Annotated in this window: 17 protein-coding genes and 1 pseudogene; 15 read left to right on the top strand and 3 right to left on the bottom strand. The window is 29.6% G+C overall.

Annotation, left to right across the window (positions count from 1 at the left end):
- Positions 1-248: pseudogene (locus E6A48_RS01180) on the top strand (MATE family efflux transporter); the annotation flags it as partial.
- 372 nt (positions 249-620) lie between these two features.
- Here the strand turns inward: E6A48_RS01180 and E6A48_RS01185 are convergent.
- A complete protein-coding gene (locus E6A48_RS01185; protein ID WP_219708178.1) occupies positions 621-947 on the bottom strand; it encodes a TfoX/Sxy family protein in 327 nt (108 codons plus the stop codon).
- On the bottom strand, positions 947-2,227 hold the full coding sequence (gene serS / locus E6A48_RS01190; RefSeq protein ID WP_219708179.1) for a serine--tRNA ligase: 1,281 nt from the start codon (positions 2,225-2,227) through the stop codon (positions 947-949). The genes E6A48_RS01185 and serS overlap by 1 nt, the downstream gene beginning before the upstream one ends.
- Positions 2,228-2,387: 160 nt before the next feature.
- On the opposite strand from serS, the gene E6A48_RS01195 reads away from it, so the two are divergent.
- The 12 genes from E6A48_RS01195 to ptsP all read left to right on the top strand — a co-directional run bounded on the left by E6A48_RS01195 (position 2,388) and on the right by ptsP (position 14,271).
- Positions 2,388-2,531: a hypothetical protein gene (locus E6A48_RS01195; protein WP_219708180.1), complete on the top strand. Its 144-nt coding sequence runs from the start codon at positions 2,388-2,390 to the stop codon at positions 2,529-2,531.
- A 310-nt stretch (positions 2,532-2,841) separates the two neighbouring features.
- Positions 2,842-3,339 (top strand): rubrerythrin family protein, encoded by a 498-nt coding sequence (locus E6A48_RS01200; protein ID WP_219708181.1) that lies wholly within the window; start codon positions 2,842-2,844, stop codon positions 3,337-3,339.
- A gap of 32 nt (positions 3,340-3,371) precedes the next feature.
- Positions 3,372-4,109: an MIP/aquaporin family protein gene (locus tag E6A48_RS01205; protein WP_219708182.1), complete on the top strand. Its 738-nt coding sequence runs from the start codon at positions 3,372-3,374 to the stop codon at positions 4,107-4,109.
- Between the two features lie 20 nt (positions 4,110-4,129).
- Positions 4,130-5,614 carry a glycerol kinase GlpK gene (gene glpK, locus E6A48_RS01210; RefSeq protein WP_219708183.1) on the top strand — a complete coding sequence of 495 codons (1,485 nt, stop codon included), beginning with the start codon at positions 4,130-4,132 and terminating at the stop codon, positions 5,612-5,614.
- A 50-nt stretch (positions 5,615-5,664) separates the two neighbouring features.
- The gene (locus E6A48_RS01215; RefSeq protein ID WP_219708184.1) at positions 5,665-7,104 is read left to right on the top strand and encodes an NAD(P)/FAD-dependent oxidoreductase; all 1,440 of its coding nucleotides are present in this window, start codon (positions 5,665-5,667) and stop codon (positions 7,102-7,104) included.
- A gap of 64 nt (positions 7,105-7,168) precedes the next feature.
- Positions 7,169-8,443 carry an NAD(P)/FAD-dependent oxidoreductase gene (locus E6A48_RS01220; RefSeq protein WP_219708185.1) on the top strand — a complete coding sequence of 425 codons (1,275 nt, stop codon included), beginning with the start codon at positions 7,169-7,171 and terminating at the stop codon, positions 8,441-8,443.
- Between the two features lie 69 nt (positions 8,444-8,512).
- Positions 8,513-9,379 (top strand): arginase family protein, encoded by an 867-nt coding sequence (locus E6A48_RS01225; RefSeq protein WP_219708186.1) that lies wholly within the window; start codon positions 8,513-8,515, stop codon positions 9,377-9,379.
- Positions 9,380-9,425: 46 nt separating this feature from the next.
- Complete coding sequence (locus tag E6A48_RS01230) at positions 9,426-9,788, top strand: DUF1667 domain-containing protein (RefSeq protein WP_219708187.1); 363 nt, start codon at positions 9,426-9,428, stop codon at positions 9,786-9,788.
- A gap of 138 nt (positions 9,789-9,926) precedes the next feature.
- On the top strand, positions 9,927-11,321 hold the full coding sequence (locus E6A48_RS12040) for a CCA tRNA nucleotidyltransferase (protein WP_219708188.1): 1,395 nt from the start codon (positions 9,927-9,929) through the stop codon (positions 11,319-11,321).
- Positions 11,322-11,323: 2 nt separating this feature from the next.
- On the top strand, positions 11,324-12,106 hold the full coding sequence (locus tag E6A48_RS01240) for a type III pantothenate kinase (protein ID WP_219708189.1): 783 nt from the start codon (positions 11,324-11,326) through the stop codon (positions 12,104-12,106).
- A 129-nt stretch (positions 12,107-12,235) separates the two neighbouring features.
- On the top strand, positions 12,236-12,502 hold the full coding sequence (locus E6A48_RS01245) for an HPr family phosphocarrier protein (protein WP_219708190.1): 267 nt from the start codon (positions 12,236-12,238) through the stop codon (positions 12,500-12,502).
- Positions 12,503-12,525: 23 nt separating this feature from the next.
- Positions 12,526-14,271, top strand: coding sequence for a phosphoenolpyruvate--protein phosphotransferase (gene ptsP, locus E6A48_RS01250; RefSeq protein ID WP_219708191.1), 1,746 nt, complete (start codon positions 12,526-12,528; stop codon positions 14,269-14,271).
- A 79-nt stretch (positions 14,272-14,350) separates the two neighbouring features.
- Here the strand turns inward: ptsP and E6A48_RS01255 are convergent, their stop codons facing one another.
- Positions 14,351-15,544 carry a peptidase M30 gene (locus tag E6A48_RS01255; protein WP_219708192.1) on the bottom strand — a complete coding sequence of 398 codons (1,194 nt, stop codon included), beginning with the start codon at positions 15,542-15,544 and terminating at the stop codon, positions 14,351-14,353.
- A 160-nt stretch (positions 15,545-15,704) separates the two neighbouring features.
- On the opposite strand from E6A48_RS01255, the gene E6A48_RS01260 reads away from it, so the two are divergent.
- Together E6A48_RS01260 and E6A48_RS01265 are read left to right on the top strand one after the other, a co-directional pair.
- On the top strand, positions 15,705-16,586 hold the full coding sequence (locus tag E6A48_RS01260) for an EFR1 family ferrodoxin (protein WP_219708193.1): 882 nt from the start codon (positions 15,705-15,707) through the stop codon (positions 16,584-16,586).
- A gap of 77 nt (positions 16,587-16,663) precedes the next feature.
- The gene (locus E6A48_RS01265; protein WP_219708194.1) at positions 16,664-18,265 is read left to right on the top strand and encodes a peptide ABC transporter substrate-binding protein; all 1,602 of its coding nucleotides are present in this window, start codon (positions 16,664-16,666) and stop codon (positions 18,263-18,265) included.
- The last annotated feature ends 113 nt before the right edge of the window (positions 18,266-18,378 follow it).

The following is an 18,378-nucleotide window of genomic DNA, read 5'->3' on the forward strand; positions in this document are numbered from 1 at the left end:
GTATAGCATATGCTCTTATGTATATGCTTGATAGTTTTTTAATAGGTATTCAAAAATCATATTTGGCTTTTATTAATTCTTTTATAGATTCAATTATTTTTAAAGTAATATTATCTATGATATTAGAAATTAGTATTGGTTTTATTGGAATATATATTTCTATGGCTGTATCAAGTATTGTACCATCTGTTATAGGCATAATTTATTTTTTAATGTTTATCAAAACGTATAAATTAAATAAACATTAAAAATTTAAATTAAAAAAGCGTATATGTTTTAATAGCATATACGCTTGGTAATTAACTTTTCATATATTCCATTAAAATTTTAATTACATTTCCCCCCCCTTTTAAACTTTTTAATTTTCTCTGTGATTTTTATACTATTTTGTTTTTTGGTTAACTTTGTAGTTATAGCACCCGCCCAAGATTTTTTTAAATTTGTTGATTACTCACCGCACGCAGAATAAATTTTTTAATATAGAATAATATTGAATTTTAATTTAAATTATTGAAAAAATTTCATTAACCGTGCGTTTAGTGTATTAGAAAATTTATTATAAACTTTAATGCAATAAAAAAGTGCAAACCTTGTTTAGGATTTGCACTTTAATGTTTCATTTATTTTTTAGCTTTTTTCTTTATAGAAGGAAGCTCATCATAAATCTCTTTGAATAAATGCTCAAAGAAATCATCATCATATTTATTGATATCTTCTATAAATATCATATCTTTAGCATTTTTATAAGGCGGCTTTAATATATAATCTTTTATTAAAGTTTTTGCCTTATCAGTAGGTTTTATAAAAAGATGATTATCGCATACATAAGCTATTATTTTTTTGTTATAATAGATTATGTATTCACCCATCATCTGTTTATAATTAATATCATCTAAAGAATCTAGTTTGTTTAATACTATATTAAGAAAGTCTTTAGATGACGACATTAATTAACCTTTTCTATCTTATCAAATCCTGTAAATGGTCTTAAAGCATCTGGTATGATAACGCTTCCGTCTGCCTGCTGATAATTTTCAAGTATAGCAATCCAAGTTCTTCCAACTGCAATACCAGAACCGTTTAATGTATGTACTAATTCTGTTTTGCCGTTTCTTCTAGTTCTCATCTGCATTCTTCTTGCCTGATAATCCCAACAGTTACTTACACTTGAAATTTCTCTGTACATGTTTTGTGAAGGAAGCCAAACTTCTATATCAAAAGTTTTGTATGCAGCATTTCCTATGTCTCCAGAAGAAAGCACAACTACTCTGTAAGGTAATTCTAATGCCTGTAAAATACTCTCAGCATCTTTAAGCATTTTTTCATGCTCTTCTTTAGACTTGTCAGCAGCACATATTTTTACGAGCTCTACTTTGTCAAATTGGTGCTGTCTTATTAAACCTCTCATGTCCTTACCATAAGAACCAGCCTCAGAACGGAAACATGGTGTATAAGCAGTACAATATAATGGAAGCATATTCTCTGGTATAATCTCTTCTCTGTATATATTTGTAAGAGGAACTTCTGCAGTAGGTATGAGATATAAAGCAGGGTCATCTGTGGTTTTAAATAAATCCTCTTCAAACTTTGGAAGCTGACCAGTACCTGTCATAGTTCTACCATTAACAAGCATAGGAGGCACATATTCTGTATAACCATGCTCGCTTGTGTGTTTTTTAAGCATAAAGTTAATTAATGCTCTCTCTAATGCAGCACCTTTCCCTTTCATAAGTGAAAAACGAGTTCTAGCCATTCTCACAGCTCTTTCAATGTCAAGTATATCGAGCCCTACAGCAATATCCACATGGTCTTTTACTTCAAAATCAAACTTGCGAGGCTCTCCCCATCTTATTATTTCTTTGTTTGCCTTCTCATCATCACCATCAGGCACATCCTCAGAAAGCATATTTGGCAAATAAAGTATTTCGTTATTAACTGCCTCTTCTAATTCTGTTAATTTTTCTTCTTTTTTATTTAAGGATTCTGTGAAAGCTTTCATCTCTTCTTTTATCTTTTCAGCTTCTTCTTTTTTACCAGCTTTCATACATTCGCCGACTTTTTTTGAAGATTCATTTTTTTTGGCTCTGTCTTGCTCTACTTCTTTCAAAAGATCTAATCTCTCATGTTCTAAAGCTTTTAATTTGTCAAGAGAAACTTTACTCCTTCTCTTTCTTAAATTCTCTTCTACTAATTCAATGTTCTCTCTTATTAATTTTACATCTATCATAATAAAATCCTTAAATAAAAATTTATGTTAATTATACTACTATTTTAAAAATAGTAAAATGTTTATTATAAATATTGTAAAAATTTTATAATTAAATAAATATTGACAAGTTTCAATATTTTGTTAGAATACACTAACAAATATAGGAGCATATTTAATAATGATAGATTTAATAGTAATACCCATAATAATACTAATAGCAATAATTATAATGTTTTTTTCGTTAAGAAAGAAAATAGTAAAGAAAGAATGCGGCTGCTCTGGTAAATCTAAGAAATGCTGCTGTAAGAAAAACAAAAGCTAAAAAACGTATAAAATGTATTATTAAAATTTATCAAAGATTCCATAATTATAGATATAGTAGGTATAGGTATATATCATATTTATAATTATAATAAATATGATTTTATCCCACTTTTAGTTAAATTACATATAAATAAACCATACCACCCTTATGTATTTTCCTATTCTATTAGTATTATTTTTATTTTTTTTTGTAAATAAAAAAAGAATAAAAAAATCATTTTTTATAGGTGAATATTTATTTCAGTAATAAAATTTTCTATACTATTAACTATGAAATATTAATATTTTTTTTAATGGAGGATAGTAATATGGATTTAAAAAACTCAAAAACTAGTGAGAATTTAAAGACTGCTTTTGTTGGAGAGGCAATGGCAAGATGCAAATATATATATTATGCTCAAAAGGCAAGAGAAGATAAAATGGAAAGTTTAGCATTAGCATTTGAAAAGGCATCAAGAAATGAACAAGAACATGGCAAATTATGGTTTGAGCGTTATCATGGAATACTATCTAAAGAAGAAAATCTAAAAGATGCCATATCTGGAGAAACTTATGAATCATCAGAAATGTATTTAAACTTTGCGAAAACTGCAAAAGAAGAAGGATTTAATGATATAGCTATACTATTTGAACATGTAGCAAAAATAGAAGCAAGTCATAAAAAGATGTTTGAAGATTTTTTAGGAGAAAAAAGTGATGAAGCTTTGAAATGGCAATGTCAAAAATGCGGCTATGTACATACAGAGAATAAAGCACCAAAGAGATGTCCTGTATGTGAGCAATATAGAGTTGGTGGTATAAATTAAAAAATAAATATATAGATTATGGAGGATATATTATGTATACTAAAAAATCAGAATTTTTAGCAGAAATAATAGGCTCTATGTTTATAGCATTATTTGGATTTGGGGTAATGGCTTCTATAGTTATAGGAAAAAACAATTATCCTGTAAATATACATTTTGTTTGGGGAGTTGGAGTTATATTTGGTATATACGCTTCTAGTAAAATAAGTGGGGCTCATTTAAATCCTGCTATTACACTTGCTTTAGCTACAACAGGAAGATTTTTATGGTCTAAAGTTTGGTATTATATATTAGCCCAAGTAATAGGTTTTTTTATTGGAGCTGCTACAGTGTTTGCTATTTATTATGGAAAATGGATAGAAGTTGATCCTCATTTTGAAACTACTGCAGAGGTATTTACTACTTTTCCAACAGTACCTGGTTTTTTATATGGATTTATAAATCAAGTGATAGCTACATTTATATTAGTATTTCTAATACTAGTTACAGGAGATGCTAATAATGCTCCTATTGGTGCTAATTTAGGTCCTATTATAGTTGGTATTATAATAGTAGTTATAGGTATATCATTGGGATTTATGAATGGTTATGCTATTAATCCTGCTCGCGATTTAGCTTCTAGAGTATTTACTGTTATTGTAGGATTTAAAAATAATGGTTTTACAGGTGGTAGTAGTATATGGCTAGTTCCAATAATAGGGCCAATAGTTGGTGGAATTTTTGGAGCTATTGTTTATGATGTTACAATAGGGAATATACTTTCTAAATAATAAAATAAAGGAGATTAATTATGTCAAAATACGTAGTTGCAATAGATCAAGGAACGACAAGTAGTAGGGCAATAGTATTCGATTATGATCAGAATATGGTATCAGTTGCACAAAAAGAATTTACACAAATTTATCCTCATGAAGGTTGGGTTGAACATAACGCTTCAGAAATATGGGCTACTCAGTTTGGAGTTTTGCAGGAAGCTATACAGATTGCAGGAGTTAAACCAGAAGAAATAGCAGCTATTGGTATAACTAATCAAAGAGAAACTACAGTCGTTTGGGATAAAAATACGGGAGAACCTATTTATAACGCTATAGTTTGGCAATGTAGAAGAACTGCACCTATTTGTGATGAATTAAAACAAAAAGGTATTGATGTATATATAAGAGAAAATACTGGTTTAGTTGTTGATGCTTATTTTTCAGGTACTAAAATAAAATGGATACTTGATAATGTGCCTGGTGCAAGAGAAAAGGCTAATAAAGGAGAATTACTTTTTGGTACAATAGACACTTGGCTAGTATGGAAACTTACAGGTGGAAAGGTACATGTTACAGATTATACTAATGCCTCAAGAACTATGATATATAATATTAAAGACTTAAAATGGGACGAGAATATTTTAAGAGAATTAGAGATTCCTATGAGTATGCTTCCAGAAGTAAAAGATTCTTCTTGCATCTACGGATATGCCAATATTAATGGAAAAGAAGTTCCTATATCAGGCATAGCAGGAGACCAACAATCTGCATTATTTGGACAAGCAGGATTTAATAAGGGAGATACAAAAAACACTTATGGTACAGGAAGTTTTATTCTTATGAATATTGGAGAAAACTTCATTTTAAGTAAGAATGGACTAATCACTACTATAGGGATAGGTTATAATGGAAAAATAGAATATGCTTTAGAAGGTTCTGTATTTATAGCTGGTGCCGTTATACAGTGGGTAAGAGATGAATTAAGGCTTCTTCATGATGCAAAAGACACTGAATATTTTGCTACCAAAGTAAAAGACACAAATGGAGTTTATTTAGTGCCTGCATTTGTTGGTTTGGGTGCTCCTTATTGGGATATGTATGCAAGAGGGTGTTTGGTAGGTATAACAAGAGGTGTTAATAGAAGCCATATTATAAGGGCTGCAGAAGAGGCTATTGCTTATCAGAGTAAAGATGTTATTGATGCAATGGTGGCAGATAGTAAAGTAAAACTATCTTCATTAAAAGTAGATGGTGGGGCTTGCAGGGATAATTTTTTAATGCAATTTCAAGCGGATATCATTAATACCAAAGTTCTTCGCCCACAAATTACAGAAACTACTGCTTTAGGTGCTGCTTATTTAGCTGGTCTTGCTGTTGGATTTTGGAAGGATAAAGATGAAATATCTAATAAATGGAAATTAGAAAGAGAGTTTATACCTTCACTTTCTGAAGAAGAAAGTCATAAAAAATATATGGGGTGGAAAAAGGCTGTTGAAAGAGCTAAAGGTTGGGCATTATAATTTTTTATTATTTTTTGTAATTAAATATAAAAATAGAGGAAATATATATTATGTATGATGTACTAATTATAGGTGCTGGCGTATCTGGTACTTCTGCGGCACGTGAGCTTTCGAGATATAAGGCTAATATATGTGTTGTTGAAAGAGGTGAAGATGTTTGCTCTGGCACTTCAAAATCTAACAGCGGAATAGTGCATGCAGGGTTTGATGCTGCTAATGGTTCACTTATGGCTAAGCTAAACGTATTGGGCAATAAGATGATGAAAAAAATAGCAGAAGACCTTGATGTGCCTTTCAAACAAAATGGCTCATTGGTAGTTTGTACTAATGAAGAGGATATTCCCAATTTACAGGCTATATATGACAGAGGAATAAAAAATGGAGTTGAAGGACTTCAAATATTAAACAGAGAAGAGGTTCATAAAAGAGAGCCTAATTTAAATGACAATGTATGTGCTGCTTTGTATGCTCCTACTGGAGGTATAGTTGACCCTTTTATATTAAATATTGCTTATGCTGAAAACGCTTATGCTAATGGAGTAGAGTTTAAATTTTACACTGAAGTAATTGATATTAAAAAACTCTCTGACGGCACTTTTGAAGTAGAAACTAATAACGGCACTATAAAAGCAAAATATATTGTAAATGCTGCAGGTGTTTATGCTGATAAGTTCCATAACATGATGAGTGAAAATAAAATACATATAACTCCTAGAAGAGGAGATTATATATTACTTGATAAGGAAGTTGATAATCTTGTTACTTCTACAATATTTGCTTTACCTACAAAACTAGGAAAAGGTATTTTGGTTACACCAACAGCTCATGGTAATATAATGCTTGGACCTACTGCCATTGATATAGAAGATAAAGAGGGATTAAACACAACTGCTGAAGGGCTTGCTCAGATTATAGAGAAATCTAAAATGACAGTTAAAAATATTCCTTACAATAAAGTTATTACTTCATTTTGCGGACTTCGTCCTCATGAGGATAATCATGAATTTATTATAAAAGAACTTGAAGACTGTAAAGGATTCTTTGATTGTGCTGGAATAGAATCTCCTGGACTTGTTTCTTCTCCTGCTATTGGGGTTATGGTTGCTGATATAGTAAGTAAAAAAGGAAACTTCGAGAAGAAAGAAAACTTTATAGAAAAGAGAAAAGGAATCACACATTTCAATGCTCTTTCTAATGAAGAGAAAAATAAACTTATAAAAGAAAATCCTTTATATGGGCATATTATTTGCAGATGCGAGAAGGTTACAGAGGGAGAAATAGTAGAAGCTATAAAAAGCCCAATAGGAGCTAAATCTATTGACGGAGTAAAAAGGCGTGTACGTGCTGGGCTTGGAAGATGCCAGGGCGGTTTCTGTTCTCCTAAGATTATAGAGATATTAGCTAGGGAGCTTAATGTTTCACCTATAACTATTACAAAATGCGGTAAGGGTTCTGAAATAGTTATTGGCTATGACAAGGAAACTTTTTGATTTAGAGTTTGTTAGTATTAAATTAAAAACAATATAATTATTTGTTTTGATTTAAGGAGTAAAAATGCAATCTTATGATGTTGTTGTTATAGGAGGCGGTCCTGCTGGACTTGCCGCTGCCATTTCTGCTAAAGAAAATGGAATAGATAATTTGCTTATCTTAGAGCGTGATGAGGTTCTTGGAGGCATACTCAATCAATGCATACATAATGGTTTTGGGCTTCATAGATTTGGTGAGGAGCTTACAGGACCTGAATATGCTTATAGATTTATAGAAAAAGTTGTTGATTTAAATATCAATTATAAACTTAATACTATGGTTTTGGACATTGCTCTTAACGATGACAAAACTAAAAAGATTACTTATATAAATAAGGAAGAAGGTTTAATTGAGATTAATGCTAAGGCTGTAATACTTGCTATGGGTTGTCGTGAACGCTCAAGGGGGGCTTTAAATATACCAGGATTTAGACCTGCAGGTATATTTTCTGCTGGTGCTGCTCAGCATTTAGTTAATATTGAAGGATATATGCCTGGTAAGGAAGTTGTAATACTTGGTTCTGGTGATATAGGGCTTATTATGGCTAGAAGAATGACTTTTGAAGGTGCTAAAGTAAAAGTGGTAGCTGAGATACTTCCATTCTCCGGAGGTCTTAAAAGAAATATAGTTCAATGTTTGGACGATTTCGGCATACCTCTTAAACTTAGTCATACTGTTATAGATATTAAGGGAAAAGAAAGACTTGAAGGTGTTACTATAGCTAAAGTTGATGAGAATATAAAGCCTATTAAAGGCACTGAAGAATATTATTCCTGCGATACTTTGCTTTTATCTGTTGGGCTTATTCCTGAAAATGAGCTTTCAAAAGAGATTGGAGTTCAAATTAACCCTATTACTTCTGGAGCTATAGTTAATGAAAGTTTAGAGACTAATATTGACGGAGTATTCTCTTGCGGCAATGTGCTTCATGTTCATGACTTAGTAGACTTTGTATCTGAAGAGGCTGAAACTGCAGGTAGTAGTGCTGCCTCTTATGTTCTTAAAAACAAAAGAAGAGATGATAAAAACTCTATTTCACTAAAAGGCTCTAATGGAGTGAGATATACTGTTCCTTCTATGATTAATGCTGATAATGTAGACGACCATGTAATGGTAAGATTTAGAGTAAGTAATATATTTCAAAATAAATTCCTTAATGTCTATTTTGACGGCGAGAGAGTGATACATAAAAAGCATTTGATATTTGCTCCTGGAGAAATGGAGACTGTGAAACTTGATAAATCTATGCTTTCAAAAGAAGGCTTAAAAAATATTGAGTTTAAGATAGAGGATAATTAAAGTTTTTAAATAACAATTTTTATGATGTATAATGAAAAGCATTAAAAATATTAAAAAGAGGCTATTTATATGAGTAAAACTATAAGATTAATTTATCCTCAGTGGCAAGGTGGAATTATATCTCATTGGATATCTGAACTAAAACCTGAAGATTCTTCAAGAGGTTATTATCTTGGAGCAAAATTATTAAGCATACTTGCACCTAAAAATAATAATCATGAAACTTTAGAAGTTCCTGTTTCTTTGGATATAAAAAACAGAGAAATAAAAAATGGCATTATGGATTATGATTTTATAGTATCCCAAACTAAAAATGCATTGGATATTTTGAATAAAAATAATCCTGATAAAATAATCACTTTCGGAGGGGAATGTTCTGTTAGTGTAGTGCCTTTTACATATTTAAATAAAAAATATGATAATGATGTTGCTTTAATTTGGATAGATGCTCACCCTGATATTACTTTGCCTGAAGATAATACTTATGCAGGATATCATGCTATGGCTGTTAGCTCTTGTATGGGTAATGTTGATAAAGAGATAAGCTCTATACTTCCAAGTAAAATTTCATCTGATAGAATATTATTTGTAGGGCTTAGAGATTGGGAAAGAGATGATATAAAAAAACGTCAAGAAGAATACGGAATACCTCATTTTGCTCCTGAAGAAGCTTCAAGCGAAAATATAATAAATTGGCTAAAAAAATTTAATGTTTCTAAAGTTTTTATACATTTTGATTTGGATGTGCTTGAGCCTAATGAGATAATAGCTGCAGTAGGCGTTTCTCCAAATGGAATGAAGATAAACGAAGTAGTAAAAATAATAAATGATATTGCAAAAGAAAAAGATATTGTTGGTTTCACTATAGCTGAACATATGCCAAAAATTGAAATAATGCTTAAAAATATGATGGGAGATTTAGACTTATTTAATTAATTTAATAAATAACAAACAATAAAAAATATATAAGGATTAATTAATTATGGAAAAAAAAGAATTAACTTGTATATGCTGCCCTATGGGCTGTGCTTTGTCTGTAGAGTTAGAAGGAAGTAGTGTTTTAAGTGTAAGCGGAAACACTTGTAAAAGAGGTGACACTTATGCTAGAGATGAAGTTGTTCGTCCTGTAAGAATGGTTACTTCTATAGTAAAAGTAAAAAATGGAAAATTAAAAATGCTTCCTGTAAAAACTAAAGAACCTATAGACAAATCAAAAATTAATGAATGTTTAGCAGCTTTAAAAAATATAGAGGTTCAAGCACCTATTCATATAGGAGATATTGTTGTACAAAATGCTGCTGGTGTTAATATAGTTGCTACTAGAAATATTGAAGTTAATAAATAAATTTTTATTAATATATATTTGACTTTTATTGTTTTATCAATATAATGATTTCGTTTTATTAGTTTATAAATTTGTAATAAGATAAAAATTGTATATACTATAAAGAATAATAAAGTAAAAAAAGTTGGATAGCAATTAGTGAAAAAAATATTTACAAACATACCGCATGCAGTAAAAGAAATAGCTAGAATCTTACACATAGAAGGTTTCAAATGCTTTCTTGTAGGAGGTGCCGTTAGAGATTCTATAATGGGTATAACTCCTCATGAATACGACATCACCACAGATGCAAAACCAGAAGATGTGCAAAGATTGTTTAAATACACGGTTCCAACAGGTATAAAGCATGGAACTGTACTAGTAATAATAGAAGATATGCATGTAGAAATAACTACTTTCAGAAGCGATGGCAATTATAGCGATGGAAGACACCCAGATAAAGTAGAATATGCATCTAGTATAGAAGAAGATTTGCCTAGAAGAGATTTAACTATTAATGCTATGGCATATAATGTATTAGACGGCACACTTATAGATATGTTTGACGGAATGAAAGATATAAAAAGAAAAATTGTGCGTTCTGTTGGTAATCCATATGAAAGATTTACTGAAGATGGTCTTAGAATAATGAGGGCTATTAGATTTGCTACAAAACTTGACTTTGAAATAGAAAAAGAAACCTTTGAAGCTATATGTCATTCTACAGGTATGCTTGCCTCTATTGCATCTGAAAGAATAAGAGAAGAGTTTAATGGAATACTTTTATCAAATAATCCTTTTAGAGGTATAGAACTTCTTAGAAAAACAGGAGTTCTTCCTTTAATACTGCCAGAGTTAATGCAAGGCTTTGGTGTTAATCAAAACAAGTTTCATAAATATGATGTTTACTATCATATACTTCATACAATACAGGCTGTGGAACCATTGGAAAATGACCAATTAACTTTATTAGTGAGACTTGCTGCATTATTCCATGATATTGCTAAGCCTATGGTTCAAAAAAAAGTATCAAAGCAAGAGGACCCTGTCTACTATAATCATGAGGTTGTAGGGAGTTCTGTTGCTAAAAAAATAATGAAAAGATTAAAATATTCTAATGCCGAAATAGAGTTTGTTACGCTTTTAGTAAGGCAGCATATGTTTTATTATCAAGATGAGTGGACTGACGGAGCTGTTAGAAGGTTTATGCGTGCTGTTGGAGTTGAAAACATTAAGCCTTTATTAAAATTAAGAGAGGCTGATAGAATTGGAAGCGGTAATAGAAAAGATAAAGAAAGTAAAGCTATACCAAAACTTTTAGCAAGAATAGATAAAATTATAGAAGCAGAAAATGCTATCACTGTAAAAGATTTAAAAATTGATGGAAATGATTTAATTAGAGAGTTTAATTTGAAGCAAGGTCCTATGATAGGTAAAATACTTAATTATCTCTTAGATTTAATATTAGATGAACCTGATCTAAATGAAAAGGAAATTTTGATAGAAAAAACTAGAAATTTTTTAGAAAGCAATAATATTAATAATGAGGCTTAGCTATGTATTTAATAGGAGATATTGGAAATACTAGAATAAAATCAGCTATATTTGATGATGACCATAATCCAATATATTTTAATGCTAATGAACATAATGCTTTGGGGTTATTTAAAACTTTAAGAGAGATAAAAGAAAATTTTGATGGAAAAATTGATAAAGTTTTTTACAGCAGCGTATCTTTTAAAGTAAATGATATGTTTGTTTCATCAGTTAAAGACATATTAAAAAAAGATGTATATAGAGTTACACACAAAGATATACAATTAAAAGACAATATGTATGAACCAAAAGAATCTGTTGGTATAGATAGAATACTTTCAACCTATGCTTCTATATGTTTAGAAGGCTATAGTGAAGAAAATAAGTATGCTTCTATTGTTATAGATATGGGTACAGCTACTACAATAAGTATTATGCTTTCAGATTTTGTATTCTTAGGCGGAATGATTATGCCTGGTACTAAAACTAGTTCTTTTGCATTATCAAGAAAAACTTCTCTACCTTATTTTCAAATAGGAGAAATTGCAGACCTTCCAAATCCTATTAATAATAATGTTCAAGATGCATTAGTTGCAGGTTCTATTTATAATACAATAGGGGCAGTTAATTATAGTGCTTCAGAGATAAAAAAGGCAATAAAAGAAAAATATAATATAAAAAGTAAAATATTTCTTACAGGCGGTATATCAAATTTAAAACTATTAAAATGTAAAATATACCCATACTTAGTATTACAGGGTATATATTTTAATATGATAGATACTCATTATGGAAGAAAGTAATTTTTATGTTATAATCCACACCTATTATATATAGATATAATACCTTTTTTGTACTAAAATATTTCTTATTTGACAAAACACAAAAAACTGCTATACTTTAATATAGAATATGTAAAAAAAGGAGTTTATATGACTAAAGGCCAAGTTACTATACAAAATGAAACAGGTCTTCATGCAAGACCTGGTAATGAATTTGTTACATTTATAAAAACTTTAACTAATTGTAAAGTAGAAATAGAAAATGAAGCAGGTAAAAAAGTTAATGCTTCATCACTTTTAAAAGTATTATCACTCGGAGTAAAGAAAGGTTCTGTTTTAACTATATATTGTGATGGAGAAAATGAACAAGAAGCTTTGAAAAAAATAGAAGAGTTTTTAGCTACTTTAAAAGATTAATATTATTTTTTGGAAAATAACTTATGGAAAAAAGAATAACTGGTATTGGGGTGTCTCCCGGTATAGCAATAGGTAAAATTTATATATTTAACCCTAAAAAAATAGAGCTTAATAAATGTCCATGTAAAGATCCAGATCAAGAAAAAATCAAACTCCTTGAGGCTAGAAATAAAACTAAAGAACAGCTTGAAAAAATAAGAGAAATAGCATCTAAAAAAGTTTCTGCAGAAAAGGCTAGTATATTTGATGCACATATCACCTTACTTGAGGACGAAGATTTATTAGAAGAAGTAAATGGTATTATTACAGATGATAAAGTTGCTGCTGATTATGCTTTATCAAAAGGAATAGAAGTATACAAACAAATTTTATCTGAAGTGGAAGATGAATATTTAAGAGAAAGAGCTAATGATTTAACTGATATAGCAGAAAGATGGATAAGAAATATTAGAGGTGAGAAAATTTTAGATTTATCAACTCTTCCTGAAAATTCAATAGTTGTAGCAAGAGATTTAACACCATCAGACACTGCTAATTTAGATTTAGATAATACATTAGGTTTTATTACAGAAATAGGTGGACGTACTTCTCATACTTCTATTATGGCTAGATCATTAGAGATTCCTGCTGTTGTTGGTATTGGTGAAATAATAAAAGATATAAAAAATGAAGATATTATCATATTAAATGGTAATACTGGTGGTGTAATTATAAATCCAACTGAAAAATCTATAGAAGATTCAGAAAAGTTAAAAGAGGAATTTGATAAGCAGAGAGCTTTATTAAAAGAATATGCTCATAGAGATGCTATATCAAAAGATGGTACAAAAATCAGAGTTTATGCTAATATTGGTTCTCCTGCAGATTTAGGTGGTGTATTAAAAAACGGTGCTGATGGAATAGGGCTTTATAGAACAGAGTTTCTTTTTATGGAAAATACAAACTTTCCTACAGAAGAAGAGCAATTCAAGGCATATAAAGAAGTTGCTGAGGCTATGAGCGGTCATACCGTTACAATAAGAACTATGGATATTGGCGGAGATAAATATTTGCCTTATTTAGAAATGCCAAAAGAAGAAAACCCTGCTTTGGGTTGGAGAGCTTTGAGAATATGTTTAGATAAACCTGCTATTATAAAAACTCAATTTAGAGCTTTGCTTAGAGCTTCTGCTTTTGGTAAAATAAAAGTTATGCTTCCTATGATTGTATCTATAGAAGAATTAAGAAAGGCTAAAAATATATTCAATGAATGTAAATTAGAACTCATGAAAGAAAATATAGCTTTCAATGAAGCTTTAGAGTTAGGAATGATGATAGAAACACCTTCTGTAGTATTTAGAGCTGAAGCTTTTGCTAGAGAATCTGATTTCTTCTCTATAGGTACAAATGACTTAACCCAATATACTTTGGCTTCTGACAGAGGTAATGAAAAAATTGCTTCTATATGCGACCCTTATAACCCTTCTGTACTTATTGCTATAAAAATGGCTATAGATGGAGCACATGCTAATGGTATTATTATATCAATGTGCGGAGAACTTGCTGGTGATTTACTTGCTGTGCCTTTACTATTTGGTTTAGGACTTGATGTATTTTCTATGTCAGCTATATCTGTGCCTGAAGTTAAGAAAATGATTATCTCTTTAGACAAAAGCGAATGTGCTATGCTTGCTAAAAGAGTTCTAACTTTATCTACTGCAGAAGAAGTAAAAGCTGAATTACTTAGATTCTTGGAAGTTCATGAAAGAGGCGAAACTATAAGTTATTAATAATAATTATAAAAAAACAACAAAAGGAGTTTCAATATTAATTGAAGCTCCTTTTTTAATATGTAATTATTACTCTAATTTATTTTAGTAATATATTTCTATATTTAGGTTTAGTATTACTTATTACTTCCAAATAAGAATTAGTTTGTGCTGATGATTTTGCACTCCTTAAAATAGAACTACTGCTTGAACCAAATGTAATATTTATAGCAGTAGGATAATTGCCAACATATGTATCACTATTTAATAATATCAATGAATCACCATTTTGCTTAGTTTTTAGAAGAGTATTGCCAGTGTCAACACTTCCTATGCTAGATGATTTAAAAACTAACAAAGCACCTGGATATAAAGGTATATATGCATAATTATTTGTAATTTTATTAATTCTAGCACCTGAAACAAGCCCACTGTTAACATCATCTATCCATTGAAGAAGTAAACTATCCCAAGTAGATGAAATTGCAGTTACATAAGACAAAACTCTATTATATGATGAAACAGTTTTTGAACTAGCAATATTTTTAAATATCTCTTCACTATATCCGCTTCTAATATATAACCAATTCATAAAAACAGAAGCAGAAGGATAATTAGCAAATACATTTATTGGTAAATCCCAAGTATAAAAACAATAATAATTAATATTGTTAAATTCCTTATTTCTACTATTTATAGTAGTTTCATTAAACAAAACAGAAGTGGATTCTGATAAAGCCTCATTAAGCCACACATCCATCTCTCTTCCATTTCCTAATACATTAACATTATAATTTATCAAATGCTGTAATTCATGCAATATTGTACCAGCCATATAATATGGATTACTATTAAGCCCACCCAAATCCATATAAAGCATATCAGCGTTATTGCCCTGACCATCTATTAAATCAGCAGGATTAAAATATCCATTAAGTATAGAACTGCTGCCAGATTCAGGATTTAAATCTAAAAATAGAATAATAATCTTACCATTATTATCAACATCTGTATGATTACCATAAATTGATTTTTCTTTATTATAATGTTTTTCAAATTCATTACAAACTAAATCTAAACTGCTAGAATTATAACTCTCACCCTTTTCTACATATACAATTAAATTTTCTGTTTCTTGAACAATACTAGCTTTTATAAAATCTGAAGATAAACTGCTTCCAGATGAAGAAGCTCTGTATACAGAAAACCCTTCAGTGTCTGTGATAAAAAATGGACTATAACAAGAAATAAAAATTAAACTGATGAGTGTTATAAAAGTTAATTTGAAATTCATAATATAAAGTATATCCTAATCTTTACTTATATTTTAACCATTTATTAGCAAAAGTCAAGCATGTCTAATATGTAAAACTCTTAAATATAATTAAACTTTAAATATTATATTTTTTTGTTATAATAAATTAAATTAAAAATATAAAGGCGTTTATAATAATATGAATAAAAATGCAATAATATACTATTTTTCTGGTACAGGTAATACAGAAAAAGTTGTAAACGAATATAAAAAAAATTTTGAAGAGAATAATATAAATATAACTATATATAAAGTTACAGACAATTTTGATAATTTACCAAACCCAAATGATTATAATTATGTAGGGTTAGCCTACCCTATTCATGGATTTAATGCCCCATATCCAATTTTTGATTTAATAAAATTATTTCCAAAAACTAAAGATAAAAAAATATTTATATTAAAAACTTCCGGAGAACCTCTATCAATAAATAACATTTCATCAGAACCTTTAATGGCTAGATTAAATAAAAAAGGATATATACTTACAAATGAGTATCATTATGTTATGCCTTATAATTTGGTATTTAGACATACTGATGAGATGGCTTCAAAGATGTGGAAAGTTGCTAAACAATTATGTGCTATAGATTTAAAAGAGATATTAGAAAATAAACAAGTATTTCTTAAAAAATTTCCATTAGGAAGATTTATTGCTTTTCTTTTTAGAATAGAGCACCCTGCTATGAAAATTAATGGCAACCTTTTTAAAGTAAAAAACATATGTACTCATTGTAATTTATGTGTAAAAAAATGTCCTGTTAATAATATTTATAATGATGATAATGGAAACATTAAGTTTAAAAATAAATGTGTTATGTGTGCAAGCTGTGCTTTTAGATGCCCAGTGGATGCTATCAATATAGGAATACTCACCGCTTGGAAAGTAAACGGACCTTATAAATTTGAAAACCCTCCGACAAGTCAAAAAAGTAAACATGAAAATTATTGTAAAAAAGCTTATGATAGATATTTTAAAAATGCAGAAGAAAAAATAATGAACTATAAAAATACATACTAATTTCATAAAATAATTGACAATATCATCATACAAAATATAATAAAAATTAATATAAAAAAATAGGAGAATAAAAAATTATGAAACATTTAACTTTATTACTCTTATCTGTTTTAATGATTGTATCAATCTCTTGTGGCGGAAATAAAGCAGATGAAGGAGCAATATATATTAATGTAGGTCCAGAACCAAAAACTATAGACCCTGCATTAAACTCTACAGTAGATGGAAGCATATATATTCAGCATGCTTTTGAAGGTTTAGCTACTAGAGATAAAGAAAACAAAATAATACCAGGCGTTGCAGAAAGCTGGGATATAAGTGAAGATGGTTTAACTTATACATTCCATATAAGAGAAAATGCTAAATGGTCTGACGGCAAAAAAATTACAGCTGAAGACTTTGTTTATTCTTGGCAGAGGGCTGTTGATCCAATTACAGCTTCTGAATATGCTTATCAATTTGAGCCTGTATTAAATGCTATGGATATTAATTCTGGCAAAAAACCTGTTACAGATTTAGGTATTAAAGCTATAGATGAAAAAACTCTTGAAGTAAAGTTAAATGCCCCTACTGCTTATTTCTTAGAGCTTGCTGCTTTTCCTACATTCTACCCTGTTAGAAAAGATATAATAGAAGAAAATAAAGATAATTGGACTCTTTCACCAGACACATATATAGGCAATGGTCCTTTCACTTTAGTAGAAAGAAGAACTGATGACAGACTTGTAATGATAAAAAATACTAATTATTGGAATAGTGAAAATATAATACCAGAAAAATTGGTGTTTATACTTATGCAAAATGGTACAGCTGCTGTTGCTGGTATAAAAGAAGGTTCTATACATTTTGGAAATAACCCTCCTCTTCAAGATATAGAAACATTACAAAGCGAAGGTTTAATGCATATATCACCATATTTAGGCACATATTATTATTGTATTAATATTACAAATAGTGTATTAAAAGATGTGAAAGTAAGAAAGGCTTTAACTTTGGCAATAGATAGAAATTATTTAGTAGAACAAGTTACAAGAGGCGGACAGCTTCCTGCAAGTGCTTGGGTGCCTAGTGGTGTTAATGATGTTAATGGAGATTTTAGAGAAGTTGGAGGCGATTATTATAGCATAAAATCAGAAGATTATCAAAAGAATATAGAAGAGGCAAAAAAACTACTTGCTGAAGCTGGTTATCCTAATGGTGATGGATTTCCTGTAATAGAGTTCAAATCAAATTCTGGTGAACATATACAGATATTTGAAGCAGTGCAGCAAATGTGGAAAGAGAATTTAAATATAGATTCTACTATAGCTCAAGAAGAATGGGCTACTTTCCAAGATACTAGACAAAATAAAAACTACATGATTGCTCGCCATGGTTGGATAGCTGATTATAATGACCCTATGAGTTTCCTTGGAGTATTCTTAAGCTATAGCGTACAGAACAATGGCGGTTATTCTAATAAAAATTATGATGATAAATTAAAACTTGCTATGTCTACTATAGACCAAGATATTAGAATGAAAGCTATGCATGAAGCAGAAGATATACTTATGAATGATATGGGGTTAATTCCTCTTTATTTCTACACTGACCCTATAATGATTAGTAAAAAATTATCTGGTGTTATATTTGACCCTCTTGGTGCTCATAAGTTTTATTATGCTAAATTAGCTAAATAAATTTTATAAATAATAAAATATGCAATAAAAAAGAATAGGAGTTATATCATAATTCCTATTCTTTATTTTTTATCTCTATTTTTTTAAATAAAAAAGTTTAATATTCTATTAAA

This window comes from Brachyspira pilosicoli (genome assembly GCF_019402445.1).
GTDB lineage: Bacteria > Spirochaetota > Brachyspiria > Brachyspirales > Brachyspiraceae > Brachyspira > Brachyspira pilosicoli_B.